The organism is Brevibacillus reuszeri (genome assembly GCF_001187725.1).
Lineage (GTDB): Bacteria > Bacillota > Bacilli > Brevibacillales > Brevibacillaceae > Brevibacillus > Brevibacillus reuszeri.
The window spans coordinates 1460928-1481306 of record NZ_LGIQ01000009.1 but is presented as its reverse complement, the minus strand read 5'-3'; the positions used below and the strand labels follow the sequence as shown (position 1 = coordinate 1481306).

Genomic DNA, 20379 nt, shown 5'->3' with positions numbered 1-20379 from the left:
TTTGTTTTGCACGGATTCAATCGATAAAACGAGATTTGATTTGCGGGGTAGGCAGCATGCATTGTTCGGCTTTGCCCATCCAGCGATAACGATTGCGCGCTACCCAATCATATAAAGCATCGCGCAGGAAACGTGGAACTAGCTGTGCGGCAGTTGAGAGAAGCGGCCACGCTCCGGATAGCTTTTTTCCTATACGCAAAACAGCATCTGACTTCGTGTAGAGCTGACCATCGGAGAGGAACACAACCGATGACAGTCCACGATCCGGGTAATCAAAATAGTGGAGCAGCTCCTGTCCTTTTTCCGATTGCAGGGAGGCAAAATGAATATGACCGGTTGGATCGCGTTTTAAAATGAATTGAACGGCGCCATGACATAAATGACAAACACCGTCAAAAAGTAAAATATGATCTGGATGGCCAGGCGGTAATGAGCGCTTCATTTGCAGCCCTCCAATAGAAGTAGCTTTTTATAGCCACTTCTAGTTTATCAGAGAACGTCGCGCGTTTGTAGGAATGAACGCATTTTTACCACAATAATGTGCCTTGTTGAACAAGCTCTTCCGCCTTCGTGAGATCGGGATGCATCTCACGGTCATCATGCAAGCGTGAAATGACGGAACGAAGTGCTTGATATGCGCGTGATGTGCCTGCTCCAAGCTCCCCTGTACCAAAGTCTATGGCTTGAGCGGCAGCCAAATACTCGATCGCAAGTACCTTTGTAGTATTGGCTACGACGGTCCGAAGCTTGCGAGCGGAGGTGGTACCCATACTGACGTGGTCTTCCTGGTTCGCCGAGGATGGGATCGAGTCGACGGAGGCAGGATGGCAGAGCACTTTGTTTTCCGAAACAATGGAAGCGGCTACATATTGCGTAATCATAAAGCCGGAATGAAGCCCACCGTTTTCTGTCAGGAATCCAGGCAGTCCACTTAGCTGTGGATTGACAAGTCGCTCTGTACGTCTTTCTGATATATTGGCGAGCTCTGCAATCGCAATTGCCAAGAAGTCTGCGGCAAAGGCCATTGGCTGTCCATGAAAATTACCACCCGAGATGACGTCCCCAGTTTCTGTAAAGAGGACAGGATTATCGGTCACACTGTTGCACTCGCGTGATACAGTAGTCCAGACATATTCGAGTGTATCCCTGGTAGCACCGTGGACTTGGGGAATGCATCGCAGGCTGTAAGGGTCCTGTACGCGCAGTTCACCTTGTTCTGTTGTACGCTGGCTTCCCGCAAGATGCTGAAGCAATCGCTTGGCAGATTCCTGCTGCCCTGGATGGGGGCGAACAAGATGGAGCTGAGGGTCAAAGGCTTTTGGAATTCCGCGCAGAGCTTCGATCGTCATGGATGCGATCACTTCAGCGCTCTCCAAAGCGATACGAGCATCATAGAGAGCAAGACACAATTGAGCAGTCATGGCTTGGGTTCCGTTAATGAGAGCGAGCCCTTCTTTTGCTTGCAAGCGAATAGGGGAAAGACCGACCTCGCGCAGTGCTTCACTTCCTGTTAAAAGCTTGTCGTTTACCGTTGCCTGTCCTTTGCCGAGCATGACTAATACCATATGAGCCAAAGGCGCAAGATCCCCGCTGGCACCAAGGGAGCCCTGCTGAGGAATCACAGGGTGTACACCACGATTGCACATTTCTACCAGATGCATCAGTGTTTCTTCCCGAATCCCCGAGTATCCTTTGGCTAGAGCATTGATTCGAAGTGCCATCATCGCCCGGACGACATCGGTTGGATAGGGATCGCCCATCCCGCATGCATGGCTCATGATGAGATTTTCCTGCAGCCTGCTTACGTCCTCACCTTGAACCATGACATCCGAGAACTTGCCGAAGCCAGTGGTAATTCCATAAACAACACGATTTTCACTGACCATTTTTTCTACCATGGAGCGAGAATGGCGGACCTTTTCTATCGATTCCAGTGTGAGTTCGATCGTGGTAAAACGACGTGCAATGGAAACCACCTCTTCAATTCGAAGATGATCTCCATCTAATTTTACGAGTTCAGGTTGCTTGTTCATGTTTGTTTTCCTCCTTTAGCAGAGCAGAGAACGAAAAGAAAGAGGGGTTAGGATAAAATATCCTAACCCCTCTTCCCGGGTGTATATGAAATTGGCAAAACGTGAAAGCCTGAAGCGGCAGCCCGGCGACATACGTTTTCCTCACTTTCGTCCTCATGCAACTGTCAGATTATTAATAGTTATTGCTTAATTGTAACCGATGTATACGTGCAGTCAAGATGCATATTGTCACGGCGACTGCACTAATTTCGAAAAATCGGGCTTAGTCCATTTTTGGAAACTGGGCGAGTGTCGTTTCTTGAGCGGGATATATGTCATACCATGTACTGTGTTAGTTCATCCGAAAGGACGTGTATGATTCAGTGGAAAAGCGACGCAAAATGCCGCCTATGCCTCCAGCACAGCCGAGGCGTCCTAAAGAAATGCCGAAACCGCCTTCGTCGAGTATGCCAATGCCATCACCGATGATGCCATCTCCTTCAATGCCTTCTCCGGTGAAGCCATCACCGATGAATCCGTCGTCAGAAATGCCCAGTCCTCAACCGGTAAAGCCAGTACGTCCGATGCCACAAAGGCCAATTATGCCTAATCCCAATCAGAACATACCGAAACCGCCAAACATGAAGCCAGCAAACCCAATGCCGCCAAACATGAAGCCAGCAAACCCAATGCCGCCAAATCGGATGCCAGCGAACCCAATGCCGCCAAACCAGATGCCAGCGAATCCAATGCCGCCAAACATGAAGCCATCAAATCCAATGCCGCCAAACCGCAGGCCAGCGAATCCAATGCCACCAAACATGATGCCATCAAACCCGATGCCGCCAAACCGTAGGCCATCGAATCCAATGCCGCCAAACATGATGCCATCGAATCCAATGCCGCCAAACCGCAGACCATCGAATCCAATACCACCAAACATGATGCCGCCAAATCGCAGACCAGCAAATCCAATGCCTCCTAGTTCGATGATGCCGAACAGAAGACCACCGAATGCATCACCGAATGCGATGCCACCAAGGCATAGAATGGAAGCCGGCATGGAAGTTGAACTATATTTGTTCAAATTCCAGTTCCATATGGATCGGATGCAATATTTCCACCACAAATGCGAAAAACATCGCGACAATCGACGCAAATACAATGAATATCGCAAGCATTACAGACATCACCAACGGAGAATGAAGCATTATCACGACCGCTGCCAATCCTGGCATCATAAAGGCAGCAGCTCATTCGGACGCGGTCCATCCTCATCGTTCGGGCACGGACACAGACATTCTTCCTCTTCAGGACATGATTGCGGCTGTGATTGCGGTTGTTCCTTCTAAAAACATAGCAAAGAACGCCAGTTCATCAGCTGGCGTTCTTTGGCGTTTTCTTTTGCGACCAAATCGAGTGGTATCGCTTATGCCTGTTCAGCAAAGGCTTCCACACTTATTCCTTTTTTCTTTAATTCACGACGCAAGGTCAACAGTGCATCATCTTTGTTTTTACATTCCAGGATGATATCAACATTGTAATCACCCAACGCTGAAACAAATTGAATAAACTGTTCCACGTCAATGTTATCAGCATGAGCGCGGAATTCCTGTTCTGATTTTGGCGATGACAAGTGCATTTTTGGCGTGCGCTCACCCCAGGTTCGAATGATCCGTGGCAAATAATCCACCCAGTTTTCACCATCAGAATGACACATGTGATGGTGGATATCAAAAACCATTGGAATGCCAAGTCTCTCCGATAGCTCCAGCACCTCGCGCATCGTAAAGGACGTATCGTCATTTTCCAAGACGAGGCGTTTTTTTACATTCTCGGGAAGTCGTTCGAAGTTACTTGCAAACCGATCCAAGGAAGCTGCCTTGTCATCAAAAACTCCTCCGACATGTGTAACCAAGACCGAGTTATCGTCTAACCCGAGTAAATCGAAAACACGTGCGTGATAGGCGAAATCTGTGATCGTCGATTCAATCACTGACGGTTTATCGCTATTGAGGATGTTGAAATGCCCTGGGTGGGCAGTCATGCGAATTCCGTTTTTACGAATAAATTCGCCTGCTTTTTGAAAATCCCATGAAAACTCCTTGGCCCAATCCCACTCAGCGGAAACGGGATGGGTAGCAAGCGGTACAAACTCGGAGGGGAGACGATACAAAAAAATGTGCCGTTCCACATTGTAGGCGAGCAGATCCATCAGATTAAAGAAATTGGTCTGCATGACTTGGCGCATTTTTTTCAGTCGTGCCTGAGGCTCCAGCTTGTTCAACTGGGCAACTGTCGTCTTTTTGTTTGGATTGTTTTTGGTGTTTACGCTGATGCAGGCATAGCCCAAACGGATCAAGGAACTCCCTCCCTTATAGGCGGCGTCATGATAATAGTATTCCCTGTGCTACAACCGAATGTTTGCCTGAAAACTTCCCAGCCAAGGGATAACCTTCACAGGTCCCATAGACAAACCAAACTGGTATAGCCCAGATTTTGCAACGTAAAATGTACTAATCCTGTCGCCATGTCACAAGAAAAATGTAGGAAGAAAGGAGGGGTTCTATGCTGCTGCTTGGGGTATTGCTCATATTGATTACGATTGGCGTAGCCGTAGCAATTGGTTACCGAGCTAATGAAAATGTTCGCAAGTTTGATGAAAGCAAGCACGAAAGCTTTATCGGCACAAAATCGAATTCGTGATAAAGGAGGGAATGCGAATGAAGCAGGAAAAAGAGCACCAGCTGCTGGAGGACAAAAAAGACCTCAATAAGTTTGGTTATGCGCAAGAGCTGCTTCGTGATATGGGCGGATTTTCCAACTTCGCGATATCATTTTCCATTATTTCCATCTTAACTGGCGCGGTTTCGTTATATGGACATGGACTTTTGTATGGCGGCTCGGGAATGATGGGGTTTGGCTGGACGATTGTTGCTTTGTTTGTCATTTTGATTGCTGCATCGATGTCGGAGCTGGCATCCGCGATTCCGACGGCTGGAGCATTGTACCACTGGGCTGCGATTTTAGGCAGCAAGAGGTGGGGGTGGTATACCGCCTGGATTAACTTGATCGGGCAAATCGGGATTGTAGCAGGCATCGACTACTCCTTTTCCTTGTTTGCCGATCCGCTTTTGGCCAGTGCATTTGGCTATACTTCAACAGATACGACAACCTTGATCCTGTTTGGGATTACACTGCTGCTTCACGGAACATTTAATCACATCGGCATCAGGCTGGTGGCACGACTTAACGACTTTTCTGCTTGGTATCATATCGGCGTTGTCGTGATTTTGGTTGGCAGTCTGGTATTTTTCTCACGTCATGAGCTTCAACCCCTCGATTATTTATTCCAGGTAGGGCAAACCTTCTCCGATAAACCGTATGCGATTGCTTTTTTAATTGGTCTTTTGCAAGCGCAATGGACATTTACCGGTTATGATGCTTCCGCCCATACGATCGAAGAAACCATTAATCCACGGGTTCGAGCAGCCTGGGGAATTTTCACTTCTGTGGCCTTTTCCTTTATTTTTGGTTTTATTATGCTTGCCTTTGTCACATTGTCGATCAAGAATGCTGCAGCTGCGAGTCAGGCTGACAATGCGTTTATTTATGTCATCAGCGAAGCATTAGGCGGAACTTTTGGTTCTGTCGTTTTGTGGTTTGTTACGTTTGCGATGTGGTTCTGTGGTTTAGCTTCGATCACGTCTTTCTCACGGATGCTTTATGCGTTTTCGCGCGATAAAGGGATGCCGTGGAGCCTTCACTGGGCCGAAATTTCAAGAAAATACAGAACGCCTGCGAAAGCCATATGGCTGGTTATTATTCTGTCATTTGCACTCGCGCTGTTCGATTATATTGTCAAAACGATCAATCCGAATACGACCTATACCACACTCGCTTTTCTGACAGCCGTTAGCGTGGTGGGATTGTACGTAGCCTATGGAATTCCGTTGTATCTGAAGCTGAGAGCGGAAGCAAACGGTCTGTTCCAGAAAAAGCATTATGGTCCGTGGAGCTTAGGCAATTGGAGTAAGCCGATTAACGTATTGAGTCTCATCTGGATTGTATTTATTTGCGTAATGATGGTGATTCCGCCTAACGAAACTGCAGGGTATGCACTTATCGCCATGTTTGTCGTGTTGTTGATCATGGATCTGGCGTATTACAAAAAGCATTTTAAAGGACCACAGGCTGCACTTGGTACGTCAGAAGAAGATATCAAGCGGCAAGAGGCAAAATTTAAAGAGCTCTAAAAAACGACTGGTCGCCCTCATAGCCAAGCTTTTGGCTGTGGGGTTATTTTTTTGGTCAAACAAAACGATCATGACGTTTTTGCACAATTACAGGCTGCGGTAGAAAAAGGGGACAAGCACCTGGTCGCAAAAAAAATGAAATATCCCCTGCGTGTAAACAAGGAGGGGCAAAGTCGGTTTGTCCACGACGAACAGCAATTTTTGACAGAGTACGATCAATTGCTGACGCCAAAGGTGAAACAGGCTTTGCTCCAACAAAATGTGGCTGATACGTTTGTAAATGCACAAGGTGTAATGGTGGGAGATGGGGAGATTTGGTTGGGGCAATTTGGAAATCAATTTGGTGTATTTGCTATTAATTTGTGAAAAGAAAGGGTTTTCAATCGAGTTTTTTTAAAAATCACTCAATAAAATATTTTTATCGTTTAGATTGTTTATTTAGAATGGACATAATAGACAAACAATTCTAAAATAACTTATAAATAGACAAGCTAGGAGGATAAAATTGGTAATATGTCCACGTGAAATGGACATTTGTTATTTTTAAAAAAGCATGATAAGATTCACATAAAGCTATTTTTTTTAATTTTACTTAACTAATCAAAAAAGGCACTACGTTTGACAGGGTAAAAGGAGTGGATTAAATGAGCTGGAATGCAGAAAAGCTGGCGGCTGAAGTCGCGGAGCAGGTTGTGGCTTGGCGCAGATATCTTCATCAGCATCCGGAATTATCGTTCCAAGAGGACAAGACGTCTCAATATGTGTATGAAACGTTAGAATCTTTCGGTAATTTAGAGCTGTCTCGTCCTACGAAAACAAGTATCGTAGCTCGACTTATTGGTTCTGAGCCAGGTAAGGTTCTTGGAATTCGCGCAGATATTGATGCATTGCCGATTCATGAGGAAAATGAAGTACCTTATGCATCCAGTAAGCCAGGTGTCATGCACGCGTGTGGACATGATGGTCATACGGCAATGCTGCTAGGTGCAGCCAAGATTCTTTCAGGATATAAAGACAAGATCAAAGGCGAAGTTCGCTTCATTTTCCAGCATGCTGAAGAATTGCCACCGGGTGGAGCGGCTGAAATCGTCAGATCTGGGGCTGCCGATGGTATGGACTCGATTATCGGGATCCACTTGGCGTCGTATTTGCCAGTTGGAAAGTTTGGTGTTCTGTACGGTGCATTGACTTCCTCAACGGATCGTTTCGACATTACGATCCAGGGAAAAGGAGGACACTCGTCCCAACCTGAAATGACTGTTGATCCAATCGTAATTGGTGCTTCTGTGATCAGCCATTTGCAACAAATCGTCTCCCGGAATGTGAGTGCATTGGACAAGGTGGTTATTTCCGTCACCATGCTGAATGCAGGTACAGCTTACAATATCATCCCGGATACGCTGACGATTACTGGCTCGACGCGTTGCTTTGACGAAGAAATCCGCAAAAACATACCGATTTGGATCGAAAAAATCGTTAAAGGGATTACTGATGCTCATGGTGCGAGCTATGAGTTTACGTACTCACTAGGCTATACCTCTGTAGTCAATGATCAGAACGTAACGAAGCTGATGGAGGATACGATTCGGGAGCGCTGGGGGGACGAAGACATTGTTTTCATCGACCCAGTCATGCCGGGAGAAGATTTCTCCGAGTATCTGAAAAAGGCTCCAGGCTGCTTCATTCAATTGGGCGCAGGAAATCCTGAAAAAGGCTTTACCTACCCACATCACCATCCACGTTTTGATTTTGATGAAGATTGTCTCGTCCGCGGGGTAGAGCTGTTCATTCGTGCGGCGGAAAAAGTAGTTATGGAATAACAGAAAAGGTAGAACTGGGGGAAGATTATGACTGAGGGACGCGCTAATGTGTACAAGCTCCATTTACTTGTGCTTGCACTTGTGGCAGTGACAGAGTTTATCGGAACAAAGAAAATCAACATAGGCATCGGTGTCATTGCGTTGTTTCCCATGTTGTATGCGCTTGTTTTAGGCGGAGTAATCAGCTGGCCTAAATTCAAGCTTTTGAAAGAGAAAGAAATGAATGCTGCAGCTAGCATTCTGGGTATTTCCTTTCTTCTCTTTATTGCGAAGCTGGGTGCGAATATCGGACCTGAGCTGCCAAAGCTCCTTGGTTCAGGTGTATCGCTGCTCGTACAAGAGGTCGGTCATATCGTTGGTACCATTGCTCTCGGGTTGCCGGTAGCTTTGTGGCTCGGCTTGAAACGCGAATCGATCGGGGCTACGTATTCTCTCGACCGTGAGCCAAACCTGGCGATTATTGTGGACAAGTTCGGAGCGAATTCTGCAGAAGCTCGCGGAGCATTGGGTGTGTACATTTGCGGAACACTGTTTGGTGCTATTTATATGTCTATCTTAGCGAGTTTATTAGGTAGTAGTGGGCTGTTTCACCCGATTTCACTTGCGATGGGAGCAGCAGTTGGTTCTGGTAGTATGATGGCAGCAGCAACTGGATCTCTCGCCGTCATTTTCCCGGAAGCGACAAAAGATATTGCCTTTTACTCAGGTGCAGCTAACTTGATGATGAGCATTGTCGGAACTTATGTGTGTATCTTCATTTCGTTGCCTCTTACTCAGCGCTTGTACAAATGGCTTGAGCCTGTTATCGGACGCAAAAACGCTTCCACTACAGAAGGAGGTAGACGCAGCGCATGAATCAAGTACTGACTATTTTACTTATCGGACTCATCGCCCTCATCGGAAACTGGATTGGATATGGGGTAGGGCCAGCTGAAGGATTGCCAGGTATTTTGTTGCTTGCGATCGTTACCTTGATCGGGATGGGCTTCACTAAAATTTTGCCATTCAAATCTCCAGTGATTGTATGGATTTCCTTGTTCGCGATGATCGCAACATCCCCTATCTTCCCAGGGAATGAATTCATCGCAGCATCAATCGCAAAAATCAATTTGCTGGCATTGGCTACGCCAATTCTTGCTTATGCAGGTTTGTCCTTAGGGAAGGATATTCATTTGTTCAAGGAGCTCAGCTGGCGGATTGTTGTCGTTTCATTGGTTGTCTTTACAGGAACGTTCTTGTTTGCAACCTTGTTTGCAGAAATCGTATTCAAGATTCAAGGCAAATTCTAATTCTCATCAAACCTTCTCAAACCTCTGTGAGCAGCTACTAGCTCATAGAGGTTTTTTCCATCCGCCGGAAGGAACGGTCGTGGGAATTGCCAAGAGACCATGCAGTTGAACGGTTTTGATACCTATAAAAGAATTGAACGAATGGAGAAGGACGGGTATACTCTTAATAATCAGAAAGATTACGGGGATAAAAAGAGACAGGAGTGGAGCAAGCATGATTCTAGATGTGAAAAATGTGACGTGGCAAAGAGATGAGACCACCATCCTGAAAGACATCAGCTGGCAGGTTCACAAAAATGAACATTGGTGTTTGGTCGGATTAAACGGCTCGGGAAAAACGAGTCTCTTGAAAATTATTTGTGGTTATACATGGCCCACATCTGGTGAAGTAAATGTACTAGGTAATCTGTATGGGACAGTAGATTTGCGAGAAGTACGAAAGACAATCGGGTGGGTAAGCACGGCTTTGATTGCTCAGCTGCATGATCATGAAACGGCCTATCGGATTGTGCTTAGCGGACGAGAGGCGACAATCGGGTTGTATTCCGTTCCGTCTGCCGAAGATAAGAAGAAGGCGGAGGATCTACTGAATACATTTGGCTGCGAAGCGTTAAAAAATCGGCCTTTTTCTGCATTGTCCCAAGGCGAACGTCAAAAGGTGCTTATTGCACGTGCGCTGATGGCTTCACCAAAGCTGTTGATTTTAGACGAGCCATGTACAGGGCTGGACTTGTTGTCGCGTGAACAATTACTAGCCATGATCGAACAAATCGCAGCGCAGCCTGATGGACCAACTCTCTTGTATGTCACGCATCATATCGAAGAAATATTGCCCTGCTTTACCCATACACTTTTGCTCAAAGAGGGCGCAGTAGATCAGGTTGGTCCTTCTCAGGAAGTTTTGACTGCCAATCGATTGACACAGTTTTTTGGAGTGCCTGTGAATGTTCAGCGCTCACAGGGGAGAGCATGGATTAGCCTTGGAGAAGAAGCTTCTGTGCGATAAGTGTCGGTAGGATCAGCACGCTTGTGTATGATTGTGTATAATAGCAGTAAGGAACTGTATCTGGGAGGAGAGGAGAGATGGAGGCATGACCAATGCGATTGCACCGATCACGGACTCCACCTGGGCGATCATCACCTACGAAGAAGCATGGAATAGCTTTGTCAGCAGCTACGTGATCCAAAAAGGTGATGCGTTTGTGGTGATTGATTCCCATCTGCGCAAGCAGCGTGCATACTTTCAACAGGCGCTTGTGGAGATTGGAGTCAAAACTGAACAAATTGAGTACGTTTACTTTACGCATCGACACGCAGATCATATAGGGAATGCTGACTTGTTTCCTTCTCGCAATAATTGGATTCACTTAGAGGATTATTATGAGCTGGACGACTTTTCGCAAACACTCTTCGGTCATACGTTTACGGGGGCTGGTGGAGACCTGCCAGTCCTTCGTTTTAGACAACTAGCGTTTCATACCGAGGGCTCTGTCGCATTTTTTGATCCTCAGAGCAAGGTCTGTTTTGTGGGCGATCATCTCATTTTGGGAGAGACGAAGGCAGAGCTTGGACAAATGGTGGGAACCGAGGATGAGCGCAGGGCAGCGTATAAAGCATACGTCCGAAAATTTGCCTTGAAGGAACCTGAACGAGCGCTTGCCTACGCGGTCGGGTTGGAGATTTTGCTGGATTGGCCAATCGAATGCCTGGCTACTGGGCATGGTCTGATTTTTCAAGGAGAGGTTGTTTCGTTTATCCAGGATTTGATTTCAATCGTAAAATCATAAGCAGCAAAAAAGACTTCTGTTCCATCCAGGTAGATGGTGTCAGAAGTCTTTTTGTTTCGCAGCCTTATTTTGATTTTGCTTCTTCGACAGAGTCGAGAGCAGGGTCCAATACCTTTACCTGGTATTTTTTGCTCATCTCGTCCATCCACTCAGGAGTATTTTTACGTCTGTTTCTGTCTTTTGCTTTTTCCTCAACCTCAGGGCGCACTTGCTCCAAGGTGCCATTCAGCTTATCTTTATATTTTTCATAGTAGTCCGTGATGTCTTTATCCGTAGTTGGGTAGGCTTTTTCGATCAGCTTGTCACGCAAGAGCAACAGTCTTGTTCGCTCCAGGAAGGCTTGCTCGTCCATTCCTTTTTCCTTCAAATACTCTTGGAATTTTTCTGGTGTTTTTAATTTCTCTTTAACAGGACCAACGACTTTGTTGAGCTCTTCATCAGAGATCGTAACTCCTTGAGCTTTTCCTTCCAGCCTAATCAGTTCTGTCGCAATGATATTAGCCATTGCTTCTTTACCGACAGTGAGCTTCATTTCGTCATAGATCTGGGTTTGTGTAATGCTATTGCCGCCGATCGTTGCTACAACAGCGCCAGACGCTTCACCAGCGGGTTCTTTAGCCTGAGAAACTCCTAACACGACGAGTCCGAGGACGAGAACGGATGCTGTCAAAATGGTTACATCAAATTTTTTCATTAGATAAATCCTCTCTTTCATGCATGTATGCCTCATATTGTAAGGTAGAATTACGGGGGAAAAATGAAAGCTTGTCTATACAAGTTTTACACAATTACTCCCCATGAAAAAACCGCACACGAAAAACGCATGCACGGTCGTGTGAAACATAGCAGTGAGTGCGATCAGCCTGCTTGCGTAGCAGCCTTTTGCCATTCCTCCAAACGTTTTTCCAGTTCAGAATAATTGAGATGCAAAAAGCGTGCTGACGATTTTCCCATTAATTGTCGCAAGTAGGCGAGAGCATGCTCGTAGTTTCCTTTTGCTGCCTCGATTTCAGCCAGACAGAAGAGCTTCCAATCACGAGCAGAACGTTTGCGTGCAATGAGCTTATAGGCTTCCAGCGCACTATCCACTTCACCGAGGCGTGCATGGGAACAAGCAATCAGTGCCAGCGAATCGGTCATTCCCTGATCCCGTTGATAGATGCGAAAAGCCACTTCTAATGCCTCACTATAGCGCCCTGACGAATAGTAGACAACCGCCAGATTATAGAACAAATAGTGAATCATGGCTTGATTGAACAAAGTGGGCTGTTCTTTGCATACGTTGATCCCTTGTACAACGAACTTTTCCGCCAGTTCATAATTGCCACTCATGATTTCGTGAGTGGATTTATCCAGCATGGCTACTGAGCGCGAACGGTTCTTGCGATAAGAAGCATCCAGAAAGCGAAGCCGAATGTCCAGTCTGCGTTTGTACAGATTGGCCATATATTGGAAGCGAAAGGGCCAGTGGAGCCGAAGAAACATGACCAAAATCACAGCTGCTAACCCTGCAAGTGTTGATGTCAAATTAAGACTAAGATAATCCACGTAGGGACACCCTTTCTATCTAACGCTACGTTCACTTACTCATCTTAGCACAGAACCAGTCCGCATGACAGAGCATTGCCGCTATTTCGTCAGTGGTAGAGTTCCTACTTGTCGTTTCGTAGAAAGCTGATGGGCTTTGACGTAACTGTCCGAAACGGTGTAGATCGTGTCATCAATAGTAAGGATTCGACTGATATTTTTTTCGGTTTGATACCAGCCGTCGCCAGCTTTTTTCATGTCTTGTTCATCCAGATGTGTAATTTTGTTTGCGAGGGTAAATCCTGATTGCAAATCCAGGTGATACACATATGCTCCCTGGAAGGTGAAGCGTCCGTAATCCCGTATGTTGTTTGCTGCCTTTTGTTCAGCTGTCCATTCATACACGGTCACCGGAAACGCCAAAAGGTCCTGATCCTTCGAGAAAAGAAGTGCTTTATGATTGTACAGCAGCTCAGAATCTGTTCCCCGATCACCGATGACGGTTTTGAATTTTTCTTTTGGATGAGAGACATCGGATACGTCGAAGAGAGCGACTTTCATTCCTTGGTAATACGCCATGTCTTTATCTGATTCTGCTTCTTTGCCAAAACCGATGATATGGTTCTCGTCATAGGGATGGAGGTAGTCGCTGTAGCCTGGTATTTTGAGTGCCCCCAGAACCGTTGGCGTTTTTGGCTTTGTCAGGTCCAGCACAAACAGTGGATCTACATTTTTAAAGGTAACCATGTAAGCACGATCACCCATAAAGCGAACAGAGTAGATTCGTTCTCCTGGTGCGATTCCTTCCAGCTTGCCGTAAATCGAGAGGTTGTTGTCCAGCACGTACAGATTGTTTTTGGAAGTATACTCATCCGTGCGCCACATCTCACCGTTCGTGGTGGCTACCCGCAAATACCCGTCATGTTCATCTAGAGAAAATTGATTGAGTATGCGACCCGGGACAGACCCTTTTCCGGCATAGGTGAGAGTGCCTTGATCCATGGCAAAACGGTACACATTGGTGTTTATTTCGTTTGTGGGCGCAATTATGATTTCTGGAGCAAAGGATTCTTTTGACTGGACAGGCAAAGGTGCTGCTTTGTATTCAGTAACTGCCACATACAAATTTTCCTTTGAGGCATAAGTGTTTTCACCAGCGCCCAGGTACGTATTTATGGACATTTTTTGCTTGGGATCATCGAGATTGACCCCTGCGACCATCAAGTAGTCGGGCTGTATTCGTTCAGGAAAGTATCGTATATCGCTGTAAGGGATGGTTTTATAGCCATCACCTTGCGTACTGTCACGGTAGATTGGTCCTGGTATTTCGCCCTGCTCCTGAAGGATTCTATATGTGTTTACATAGTTGTTTGCAGTCATGTACAAGCTTGGGCCAATTTTACGGGAAGACAGGTATTGACCTTCTACCTCGACCTGGCGAGTGAGCTGTGGATGCTTTTTGTCGGCGAGATCATATATCAGTGCTTTGACTGTTTGCTTTTCCGGGTACCAAGGGATACCGATTTTGTACGCCTGAACAGAGGATGTGCTCGTTGTAGGAGCGGGTGCCGATGCCGCCTGTGTTGCTTGCCCGATCACAACAAGTCTTTCTTCGTCGACGTACATTTCGAGTGGCTGGAATAATCCGTTCTCGTACGTAATGCGTGATTCCACCCTCAGCTCATTCACAGGGAAAGCCTTGACAATTCGTACCTCTGCATTCGTAGCTTGATAGAGATAGTTGCCGTCTGTTTTGACGATATCGGCTTCGTCAACTCCCTGCACCTGTGTATTTGTGGTGGAATAGCTCGCAGGTGAATCTGCTGAGCCCGATTCTCCTGCCATTGCCGGAGCTGCTGCCACAGGACTTGGTACGTTTTCCAGTGCAAGCGTATTGTATTTGTACATGATGCCCGAGTTACTTACTTGCAGCAGCTTTTTCAGGTTCTCGTATGATCCCACTGCAGGAAGCTCTGCTTTATCCGCAGCTGATGCAGTTGGCTCCTTCAAGACGCCATTTGCATAAAGAAACGGTGTAAGCGCCAAAAAGAATGCAGCTGATAAAAGACCAGCCCGTCTTTTTCTCATATTGATCCTCCCTTGTATGTTTTTTCTAGTGAGAAAGATTTCTGGTTATTAGACGGTGAGATGATCGGAATGTTTCACATCTTGATATGGGCTCCAATCTACGGACAGGTAGGACAGCATGTGCTATAATAGTAGGCGGTTTAGGATACCAATCACACCACTTCGTCAAAAGGGGCGTCATAGATGGAAAACTTGAAGCAAAGCATCCTGGAACTGATTACGGATACCTCCACAAACCTGCCACCAGACGTACGTCGTGCCGTCAATGCAGCAAAAGTGAAGGAAGATTTGGGCACACGCGCAGCGATCTCTTTGTCTACAATCACGCAAAACGTGGTTATGGCAGAAGAAAATGTTTCCCCAATCTGCCAGGACACAGGAATGCCGACATTCGAGGTAAAAACTCCGGTTGGAGTTAACCAAATCATCATTAAAAAGGCAATTAAAGAAGCAATTGTGGAAGCTACGAAAACAGGAAAGCTTCGTTCCAACTCCGTAGATTCCTTGACAGGTGCAAACAGCGGGGACAACCTCGGTCCTGGAACACCTGTGATCCATTTCGAACAATGGGAAGAGGACGATATCGAAATCAAGCTGATTCTCAAGGGCGGCGGCTGTGAGAACAAAAACATTCAATATTCTCTGCCCTGTGAGCTCGAAGGCCTTGGTAAAGTAGGCCGTAATCTGGATGGCGTTCGCAAATGCATCCTGCATGCGGTTTACCAAGCACAAGGTCAAGGCTGTAGTGCCGGCTTCATCGGTGTTGGGATCGGTGGCGACCGTACATCTGGATATGCGCTTGCGAAGCACCAATTGTTCCGCCATGTGGATGATGTTAATCCAAACGCTGATTTGGCCAAGCTGGAAGACTACATCATGGAAACAGCAAACCAACTGGGTATCGGTACAATGGGCTTTGGCGGAAATTCAACGCTGCTCGGCTGTAAGGTCGGTGTAGAAAATCGCCTGCCGGCAAGCTTCTTCGTATCCGTTGCCTACAACTGCTGGGCGTTCCGCCGTCAAGGTGTGCGTCTGAACCCAGAGACAGGTGAAATCAAGCGCTACCTGTACAAGGATGAAAAAGTAGATATGGACCTGACTCCAGCTGCAGCGGCTGAAGCGGGAGAAACTCGTCGCGAGGTTGTTCTTGAAGCGCCGATTACCGAAGAACAAATCCGCAGCCTGAAAGTGGGCGACGTGGTAATCATCAACGGTGAAATGCATACAGGACGCGATGCCCTGCACAGCTACCTGATGGAAAACGATTGTCCGGTAGATATGAATGGCGGAATTATTTATCACTGTGGTCCGGTAATGCTGAGGGATGAAGCTGGCGAGTGGCACGTAAAAGCGGCAGGTCCAACTACCTCTATTCGCGAGGAGCCATACCAAGGCGATATTATCAAGAAGTTTGGTATCCGCGCTGTGATCGGTAAAGGCGGCATGGGAGCAAAAACGCTGAAAGCACTGGGTGAGCATGGAGCGGTTTACCTCAATGCAATCGGTGGAGCGGCTCAATACTATGCAGAATGCTTGGAAAAAGTAGAAGGTGTCGACTTCATGGAATTCGGTGTTCCGGAAGCAATGTGGCATCTGCGTGTAAAAGGCTTTGCTGCGATTGTAACGATGGATTCTCACGGAAACAGCTTGCATGCGGATGTAGAGAAATCCTCCCTCGAGAGATTGGCTCAATTTGCAGAACCTGTATTTAAATAAGAGACTTGCGAAAAGCCTCTGGCGCACGAATGGTGCAGCTGGAGGTTTTTTCGTTATGTTTCAGTTGATTTCTTGATCATTTCCGTTTACGATGGTGGAAATCATATACGAACGGATTAACGATGTTGAAGAAGAGCAAGTACGTATCAGATCATGAGGTCCAGAGAGTCGGTGGTTGCTGCGAACCGATCCTCACCTGATACCGAATGGGCTTCTGAATCGCTTCGCTGAACGATGAGTAGGCGTTGCCGGGACTCTCTCGCCGTTATCATGAGAGGAGTATCGCAAAGATTTTTTCATTTTGCCGTACTTTAGAGTGAATCGCTTGTTGCGATTAAAAAGGTGGTACCACGATAACCTCGTCCTTTGTTGGGCGGGGTTTTTTGTATTCTTTGAAAGGGGGGATGTCCATGGATGAGGGTTGGTGGATCTCAAATGCACATGAAAAAAGCCAAAATTTGAGGAGGATCATCAATGACCGAGCGAATTTTAACAGGAGATCGGATTACGGGAAAACTTCACCTTGGACATTATGTCGGAAGCTTAAAGAACCGAGTGGAGCTGCAACATCATTACGAAACATACTTGCTCCTAGCGGATGTCCAGGCGCTGACTACTCACTTCGAGAACCCGGTGTTGATCAAAGAGAACCTGCACAATGTAGCGTTAGACTATTTAGCCGTAGGAATGAACCCAGATAAAGCAACCATATTTATACAATCTTTGATTCCGGAAATTGCTGAGCTTGCGACGTACTTTTCCATGTTTGTGACGGTTAATTCCTTACGTCACAATCCTACGATTAAAGCGGAGGCCGTGGAACGCGGATTTCAGGATATGTACTATGGATTCCTTGGCTATCCGGTGAGTCAAGCTGCAGATATTACTTTTTGCAAGGCTACACTGGTTCCGGTCGGAGAGGACCAGGTCCCTCACATTGAACAAACCAGGAGAATCGTGCGGCGTTTTAACCAGCTTTATAAGCCTGTATTGGTAGAGCCAAGGGCATTGGTTGGGGAGGTTCCGCGACTTGTTGGCCTAGATGGAAACAATAAAATGAGCAAAAGCCTAGGAAATGCCATTCATTTGGATTCTTCAGCGGAAGAGGTTCGTGAGAAGATAAAAAAAGCGACGACGGATCCTGCCCGAATCCACAAAACGGATATCGGCAATCCTGAAATTTGCCCAGTTTATGCTTATCATCAAGCCTTTCGGGAAGAAGGCTCCGATGAGATTTATGAAAGCTGTAAAAAGGGGCAAATCGGTTGTGCGGAATGCAAGCAAAAAATCACGCATGCAATCAATGATTTACTGGAACCTATGAGAGAGCGCAGAATCGTGTACCAAAATAATCCGCAAAGGGTCAATGAAATTCTGATGTCCGGTACAGAAAAAGCGCGTCTTGCAGCAAAGGAAACCATGCAAGAGGTACGAGAGGCAATGAGTATGAACTATTTCAAAAAATGAGTTCATGAAAAGAGATAAGCCTTTGGATGTTTGTGCCTGCAACGGCGAATGTACTGGGTGTTTGACCATTCTGGGAAAAATGGGTATTCGTTTATTACCTCACAGTCCAGGCGGGCATAGGTTAATAACGAATAAAAAACCATGGAGGAGTGGTCGTAAGTGAACTATGTAGTCCGTTCGGGGGATACACTGAACAGCATCGCTTCTCGTTTTGGCGTACCGGTTCAGGAGTTGATCCGTGTCAATAATATCGCGTATCCGTATTACATTTACGTCGGTCAAAACCTGTTCATCCCAGTTGCGACGACACCGACACCTGCACCAGCAGGTGAAGTAAATCGGAGACTGGACCGTTTGGAAAGACGGGTGGACGCGCTTCGTGATGATTACACGAGACTAAGTGACCGGGTGGATCGCCTGGAAAGTCGTGTTACCCGCTTAGAGACTCGTGTTACACGTCTGGAACGTTTGGTCATAGTACCAACCCCAGCTCCAACCCAGCCACCCAGGCCACGCCCACCAGGAACTACGCCGCCGAGATAGTGGACTTGTGACTTTTGACTTATGTAATTTTCCATCGATTCTTGATTTCCACTTTCCCCGTTTGTGCATAAGGTGGTAGTAGAGATCAGAAGGAGGTGCGGCCATGTTTGGGATAAACGGAAAAATTGTACGACACCATTTCATGGGCATCTATGGAAAAGTGGTGCAGATCAGGGAATTGGTGGAGGTAATTGATCAAGTATTCGACTCGTTCCATAAAGTGAACCATATCAGCAAGACGATGCTTGGTCCACGCAAGCCAAGTGCTAAAAAGCTGGATAAACTTCGCTAAATCAACGGAACGAGATCGGGAGAATGCAAAAAGAACCGCCTCCATGCATCGGGTAGCGGTTCTTTTTCATTTGATTCGGGTTTTCGGGTGATGCTGCATGTGTTTAGATGTTGTTTTTCTGCTTCATTGCTTGCATACCCATTCGCACCAATTCCTTGACCATGCTGCCTCCCAATCGACCACCGATGCGCCCGGCGGCGTTAGAGGGAAGTTGACCGTTATAGCCAGGCTGAAGAGGGATATCCATCTCCTGTGCGACCTCGTATTTCGCTTGATCAGGGTCTTCCACTTTGGCTACACGAGCTTTTAGAGAATCAAGTCCGCTTCGGGCATGGGGGACGAGAGGACGTCTGCGTCTACTCATATTGTCTCACCTCTGTCCGTAGTATGCCCAATTAGACGAGTGCTTTGCGCTCGGTAAAATCAATCTGTGGATAATACGTGTTGGCTACGAGCAGATTTGGCCCTGCACATGCAACGGCTGGGCAGAAACAATTGATTTTTTGATTGAGTGCATGTCCCTGCCATTTCGTAAACATGGATTGTAACGGGTCTGTCTGGATATTTCCCAACGGCTCGACATCACCGAAGTCAGTCACAATCACATCACCTGTAAAAATGTTGATGTTGAGTCTGTTGCGGCCGTCTGGATCATTGCGTGTCGTGACGTTTTTAGCTGAGCGCAGGCGATGGAGCAATTCGCGATCTGCTGCTTCAGAGCTGCATGCAAAAAACGGCAGCGTACCAAAAAGCATCCATAGCTCCTCGTTGCGAACATCCAGCATTCGATGAATGGCAGAACGAAGCTCATCTAGTGACAAGACATCCAGATCTCGTGCAAAATCGCTTGCGTACATCGGGTGCACTTCATGCCGTTTACTACCCATTTCCTGAATTTGTCGATGAAGAATCTCAAGCTTCGGCCATGTCCGATGATTCAGCATCGTTTCAGCAGAAACAAAAACTCCTGCCTCCGCAAGCTTGCGCGTATTTTCCATCATCCCGTGAAAAAGAGTTTCTGCCTGTTTGGATGAAACCGACTGTCTTGCTTTTGCGTAAACAATATCATGGAATTCTTCCGGGGTAGACCAGTTCCATGAGATATGCATCACATCTATGTAAGGCAGGATCAGCTCGTAACGGGAAAACGGCATAGACATGTTGGAATTGATCTGTGTGCGCAGGCCGCGATCTGTCGCATATTGAAGGATCGGAAGGATCACTTCTTTTACAGTACGCTCGCTGTACATCGGTTCTCCGCCTGTTATACTGAGGGTAAGCAAATCTTTTGCGGCGTCCAGTCGACGAAGAATCAGATCAACAGGCAGTGCGGGGGCGTCCTTGTATCTCAATGTATCACCAACCGCACAATGCTCACAGCGGAGGTTACATAGATTTGTGACGGTAAATTCGACGCTGGTCAGCTTATAGGCGGGTGGTGTCGCACCTAACAACGGCTCCCATGGATCGTGCCCGGGTGTAAGTGGTGTGGTTGGAACCATGCGGATCAATTGTGAAACCTCCTTCATACTGCATACACTCAACCATTATAACGACATTAGAGCGGAAGGAGAATAGTTTA

The 20379-nt window shown here is 46.7% G+C and carries 22 protein-coding genes and 1 other annotated feature; of the genes, 12 read left to right on the top strand and 10 right to left on the bottom strand.

The genetic code is table 11. The annotated features are described in order from the left end of the window. Nucleotides 1-16: 16 nt before the first annotated feature. The 5 genes from ADS79_RS21385 to uvsE form a co-directional block, all read right to left on the bottom strand. Nucleotides 17-442 carry a thiol-disulfide oxidoreductase DCC family protein gene (locus ADS79_RS21385; protein ID WP_049740394.1) on the bottom strand — a complete coding sequence of 142 codons (426 nt, stop codon included), beginning with the start codon at nucleotides 440-442 and terminating at the stop codon, nucleotides 17-19. Between the two features lie 85 nt (nucleotides 443-527). Continuing rightward, entirely contained in the window at nucleotides 528-2033 is a 1506-nt protein-coding gene (hutH, locus tag ADS79_RS21380; protein WP_049740393.1) for a histidine ammonia-lyase, read from the bottom strand. 595 nt (nucleotides 2034-2628) lie between these two features. Next, on the bottom strand, nucleotides 2629-3099 hold the full coding sequence (locus ADS79_RS21375) for a hypothetical protein (RefSeq protein ID WP_176600553.1): 471 nt from the start codon (nucleotides 3097-3099) through the stop codon (nucleotides 2629-2631). Next, a complete protein-coding gene (locus tag ADS79_RS35355; RefSeq protein ID WP_161807312.1) occupies nucleotides 3086-3253 on the bottom strand; it encodes a hypothetical protein in 168 nt (55 codons plus the stop codon). Before ADS79_RS35355 ends, ADS79_RS21375 begins: the two co-directional genes overlap by 14 nt. A gap of 188 nt (nucleotides 3254-3441) precedes the next feature. Further along, entirely contained in the window at nucleotides 3442-4374 is a 933-nt protein-coding gene (gene uvsE, locus ADS79_RS21370; RefSeq protein ID WP_049740391.1) for a UV DNA damage repair endonuclease UvsE, read from the bottom strand. 206 nt (nucleotides 4375-4580) lie between these two features. Here uvsE and ADS79_RS35735 point away from each other — a divergent pair, with 206 nt between their 5' ends. The 8 genes from ADS79_RS35735 (at nucleotide 4581) to ADS79_RS21335 (ending at nucleotide 11164) form a co-directional block, all read left to right on the top strand. Next, the gene (locus ADS79_RS35735) at nucleotides 4581-4718 is read left to right on the top strand and encodes a hypothetical protein (protein WP_162839545.1); all 138 of its coding nucleotides are present in this window, start codon (nucleotides 4581-4583) and stop codon (nucleotides 4716-4718) included. A 17-nt stretch (nucleotides 4719-4735) separates the two neighbouring features. Continuing rightward, a complete protein-coding gene (locus ADS79_RS21365; RefSeq protein WP_049740390.1) occupies nucleotides 4736-6268 on the top strand; it encodes an amino acid permease in 1533 nt (510 codons plus the stop codon). A gap of 51 nt (nucleotides 6269-6319) precedes the next feature. Then, on the top strand, nucleotides 6320-6634 hold the full coding sequence (locus tag ADS79_RS21360; RefSeq protein WP_049740389.1) for a hypothetical protein: 315 nt from the start codon (nucleotides 6320-6322) through the stop codon (nucleotides 6632-6634). A gap of 278 nt (nucleotides 6635-6912) precedes the next feature. Continuing rightward, a complete protein-coding gene (locus ADS79_RS21355) occupies nucleotides 6913-8088 on the top strand; it encodes an amidohydrolase (RefSeq protein WP_049740388.1) in 1176 nt (391 codons plus the stop codon). Between the two features lie 27 nt (nucleotides 8089-8115). After that, on the top strand, nucleotides 8116-8943 hold the full coding sequence (locus ADS79_RS21350; protein ID WP_049740387.1) for a DUF3100 domain-containing protein: 828 nt from the start codon (nucleotides 8116-8118) through the stop codon (nucleotides 8941-8943). Next, nucleotides 8940-9377, top strand: coding sequence for a hypothetical protein (locus ADS79_RS21345; RefSeq protein WP_049740386.1), 438 nt, complete (start codon nucleotides 8940-8942; stop codon nucleotides 9375-9377). The genes ADS79_RS21350 and ADS79_RS21345 overlap by 4 nt, the downstream gene beginning before the upstream one ends. 214 nt (nucleotides 9378-9591) lie before the next feature. After that, nucleotides 9592-10383, top strand: a complete 792-nt coding sequence (locus ADS79_RS21340) for an ABC transporter ATP-binding protein (RefSeq protein ID WP_049740385.1) — start codon at nucleotides 9592-9594, stop codon at nucleotides 10381-10383. Nucleotides 10384-10468: 85 nt separating this feature from the next. Next, nucleotides 10469-11164, top strand: coding sequence for an MBL fold metallo-hydrolase (locus tag ADS79_RS21335; protein WP_049740384.1), 696 nt, complete (start codon nucleotides 10469-10471; stop codon nucleotides 11162-11164). 64 nt (nucleotides 11165-11228) lie between these two features. Here ADS79_RS21335 and ADS79_RS21330 read toward each other — a convergent pair whose 3' ends face one another. From ADS79_RS21330 to ADS79_RS21320, 3 genes are all read right to left on the bottom strand, one after another. Further along, nucleotides 11229-11858, bottom strand: a complete 630-nt coding sequence (locus ADS79_RS21330; RefSeq protein WP_049740383.1) for a SurA N-terminal domain-containing protein — start codon at nucleotides 11856-11858, stop codon at nucleotides 11229-11231. A gap of 164 nt (nucleotides 11859-12022) precedes the next feature. Continuing rightward, nucleotides 12023-12712 (bottom strand): tetratricopeptide repeat protein, encoded by a 690-nt coding sequence (locus ADS79_RS21325; RefSeq protein ID WP_049740382.1) that lies wholly within the window; start codon nucleotides 12710-12712, stop codon nucleotides 12023-12025. An 81-nt stretch (nucleotides 12713-12793) separates the two neighbouring features. Then, nucleotides 12794-14779 (bottom strand): beta-propeller domain-containing protein, encoded by a 1986-nt coding sequence (locus tag ADS79_RS21320; RefSeq protein ID WP_049740381.1) that lies wholly within the window; start codon nucleotides 14777-14779, stop codon nucleotides 12794-12796. Between the two features lie 183 nt (nucleotides 14780-14962). Here ADS79_RS21320 and ADS79_RS21315 point away from each other — a divergent pair, with 183 nt between their 5' ends. The 4 genes from ADS79_RS21315 to ADS79_RS21300 all read left to right on the top strand — a co-directional run bounded on the left by ADS79_RS21315 (nucleotide 14963) and on the right by ADS79_RS21300 (nucleotide 18797). Beyond that, nucleotides 14963-16495 (top strand): fumarate hydratase, encoded by a 1533-nt coding sequence (locus tag ADS79_RS21315; protein ID WP_049740380.1) that lies wholly within the window; start codon nucleotides 14963-14965, stop codon nucleotides 16493-16495. Nucleotides 16496-16611: 116 nt separating this feature from the next. Further along, nucleotides 16612-16865, top strand: a binding site (T-box leader). Between the two features lie 104 nt (nucleotides 16866-16969). Beyond that, the gene (gene trpS / locus ADS79_RS21310; RefSeq protein WP_049740379.1) at nucleotides 16970-17962 is read left to right on the top strand and encodes a tryptophan--tRNA ligase; all 993 of its coding nucleotides are present in this window, start codon (nucleotides 16970-16972) and stop codon (nucleotides 17960-17962) included. 159 nt (nucleotides 17963-18121) lie between these two features. Then, nucleotides 18122-18505 (top strand): LysM peptidoglycan-binding domain-containing protein, encoded by a 384-nt coding sequence (locus ADS79_RS21305; RefSeq protein WP_049740378.1) that lies wholly within the window; start codon nucleotides 18122-18124, stop codon nucleotides 18503-18505. 103 nt (nucleotides 18506-18608) lie between these two features. Next, nucleotides 18609-18797, top strand: a complete 189-nt coding sequence (locus tag ADS79_RS21300; protein WP_049740377.1) for a hypothetical protein — start codon at nucleotides 18609-18611, stop codon at nucleotides 18795-18797. A gap of 103 nt (nucleotides 18798-18900) precedes the next feature. On the opposite strand, the gene ADS79_RS21295 is transcribed toward ADS79_RS21300, so the two are convergent. Both ADS79_RS21295 and yfkAB read right to left on the bottom strand, forming a co-directional pair. Further along, complete coding sequence (locus ADS79_RS21295) at nucleotides 18901-19161, bottom strand: alpha/beta-type small acid-soluble spore protein (protein ID WP_049740376.1); 261 nt, start codon at nucleotides 19159-19161, stop codon at nucleotides 18901-18903. A gap of 31 nt (nucleotides 19162-19192) precedes the next feature. After that, nucleotides 19193-20308 carry a radical SAM/CxCxxxxC motif protein YfkAB gene (gene yfkAB, locus ADS79_RS21290; RefSeq protein WP_049740375.1) on the bottom strand — a complete coding sequence of 372 codons (1116 nt, stop codon included), beginning with the start codon at nucleotides 20306-20308 and terminating at the stop codon, nucleotides 19193-19195. Between the last annotated feature and the right edge of the window lie 71 nt (nucleotides 20309-20379).